Origin of the sequence: Rhodococcus sp. G-MC3 (assembly GCF_030063335.1) — a bacterium.
Lineage (GTDB): Bacteria > Actinomycetota > Actinomycetes > Mycobacteriales > Mycobacteriaceae > Rhodococcoides.
In genome coordinates, this window is record NZ_JASISW010000069.1 from 1 (window position 1) to 2,334 (window position 2,334).

3 protein-coding genes are annotated in these 2,334 nt (G+C 58.1%); 2 read left to right on the forward strand and 1 reads right to left on the reverse strand.

Annotated features, from left to right (window positions below):
• Nucleotides 1-108: 108 nt before the first annotated feature.
• The gene (locus tag QMK17_RS26165) at nt 109-426 is read right to left on the reverse strand and encodes a DUF6461 domain-containing protein (RefSeq protein WP_283512199.1); all 318 of its coding nucleotides are present in this window, start codon (nt 424-426) and stop codon (nt 109-111) included.
• A gap of 167 nt (nt 427-593) precedes the next feature.
• On the opposite strand from QMK17_RS26165, the gene QMK17_RS26170 reads away from it, so the two are divergent.
• Nucleotides 594-1,223, forward strand: coding sequence for a SagB/ThcOx family dehydrogenase (locus QMK17_RS26170; RefSeq protein WP_283512200.1), 630 nt, complete (start codon nt 594-596; stop codon nt 1,221-1,223).
• A gap of 329 nt (nt 1,224-1,552) precedes the next feature.
• Nucleotides 1,553-2,098: a hypothetical protein gene (locus QMK17_RS26175; RefSeq protein WP_283512201.1), complete on the forward strand. Its 546-nt coding sequence runs from the start codon at nt 1,553-1,555 to the stop codon at nt 2,096-2,098.
• Nucleotides 2,099-2,334: the final 236 nt, after the last annotated feature.

Consider the following 2,334-nt stretch of genomic DNA (forward strand, 5'->3'; position numbering starts at 1 on the left):
TTGCGCACGATGTCTTCAGCAGAGTTGCGCTTTCGTCCAGCCATGTTTCTCCGTCGTCCTATCCGCCCAGTTCACGGGCAACAAGACTCTAAAACAAAATGGCCCCGTTCACCGGGGACACGCCACCATGAACGCAGTGGTTACCCCCATGTAATCCGCTTCGATGATCAAGGTCCATCGATCGGGGAGTTCAGCCACTCCGAAGGAATGGTGTCCGAGGTGGGGGTCCACCACGCCTGTGTGGGGTAGGTCTGCTGCAGTTACGTCCTCGTACCCGCGTAAGCGTTCGGCATGGATCTCTGCGCCGATGGTCTTGAGGAGTTCCTCGCTGGAGATGTCGCGTACCAAGGTCACGCAGTAATTGGAAAGAATCCACCACTTGATCGGCGACTCGGTAAGGAACTCGTAGTCACGGAAATCGGCCATGTCAACAGTCCACCACGGGGCGAGGATCTTCGGGAACACATCCCGAACGCGGCTCGGAACGATGCTCGACCTCTTTGCCGACACCACATGGGTGTGGAATTTTCGATGAGTAACAGTGAAGAATGTGCGAGCCACATCATCTGCGGAGCGCCACGTAGTGTCGAGTGGTGATCGAACCGGTAATGCTCGAGTTCCCGGGTGCAGCACCACTGCTCGCTGGGCTCCTGAAGGAGCGTCGCAGTTCGCGCTCCTACACAGACCGTCCGCTCGCCAAAGACCATTTAGCTGACATTCTTTGGGCGGCTCAAGGCGCCAGTTCCGAGAACCGAAGGACCGTCCCCTCGGCTCATGCCGTATATGGAGTATCCGTTTCGGTCGCCATAGGCCGAGTCGACGACGTCGATTGTGGGCTGTACCGGTATGTCACGTCCAACCATTCGCTGGCGATGGTAACTGACAAGGACGTTCGCCCCAGGCTGGCGTCAGCATGCATAGCCGACGAGGCGTGGGTGAACGACTCAGCCGCCATTGTGATGCTGTCGACGGATTTCGAGAAGGTCAATGCTGAGTTTGCAGAGCAGTGGCCCCACGGGCAGCGCGGCGGGCGGTACGCGTGGTTGGAGGCAGGCCATATCAGTCAGAATGTTTATCTTGCGTGTGCGGAGCTAGACGTAGGTGTCACATTCGTCGGGGGTGTAGACGAGCGCTTGTTGCGTGATGACGATTGTAATTTCGAGCTCTTTCCGCCGAAGCACGAATTACTGGGTCTGCTGACACTTGGCAGTGCGCAGGCGTAGCGCTGCTTCGATTATGGAATTTCTCCCATGTCGAGCGTGATGAATTGTTCGATTGACGTGTTCGACTTTTCAGAAATCGGCCGCCACACCGGCGACACCTCGATCTACTTCGTTGACGCCGACACGGTGTTCTTCAGCTGCATCTCCCGCGCCCGACCGTCTATCTCGACCACGACCTGGTGCCGAACTCGAATGTACCAGCGCAGTAGTGCTTGGGAAGCTGCGGATTCCGAACCGTGAGGGCTCGTCTCACTGACTTTGGTCCCGGCAGCTGACCGACGGGTTGCCATGTGGCGCAAATGCATTCTGCGTCGGATAGCGTAGGTCGCATGACAGTCAGTTTTTCATGGTTGCAGTTTCTGTGGATCGTCTTCATCTTTGTAGGCGTGCCTTCGGCGTTCTGTGCTCTGCTCCTCTGGCGTAACTCCTCGAAGTCGGAAGAAGGTACGGGAACTGGCCCTTTAGGTTTGTGGACCACCGGATTCCTCGCCTTCGTGTTGGGATTTGCCTCGTGCGTAGGCTGGTTGAGTTGGTCGGCCGAGCAGCGAGGCGAGTTCCGCGGACCTGGGCTCCCCGCGCCGAATCAATTCCCGACGTGGCAGGTGGTCGCGTGCGGTGCGACTGTGGTTCTGCTGTGCTTCCTCGCGGCGCATTTGTCGCGCTGGGCCAAGACCGGGGGATACGTTGCAGCACTAGGCACTACGGCCGGGTTCTCCACTGCGTTCTGCATCGAGGCGAGTACGGACGTCACAGGGCAGTCAGGCGTTGGTGTGTTGCTGTGCGTGATTGGTTGGGGATTCAGCCTGAGCGCGTTGATGCTGGTCCGGAGTATGGCGTCGAATTACGGGTGGAAATGGCTCACAGGCAAGCCCTGATAGCATGTCAGTCGCGCCGTGCCGAATCGTACCAGTGGTGCCACATGGGTAGGGAATTTCCTTGAGCGAGATTAGGAAAACTCGATGAACCAGTAGAGTGTTCGAAACGGGCTCTTCCGGTTTTAGAGTGCATCGAGTGCGCGGGTGAGGTTGCCGCAGTGCAGTAGTGATCGGATTCGGTAGTGGGTGAGGTTGCGGAATCCGAGAGCGTTGCGCCGCAGCGCTTCCAATCTGCC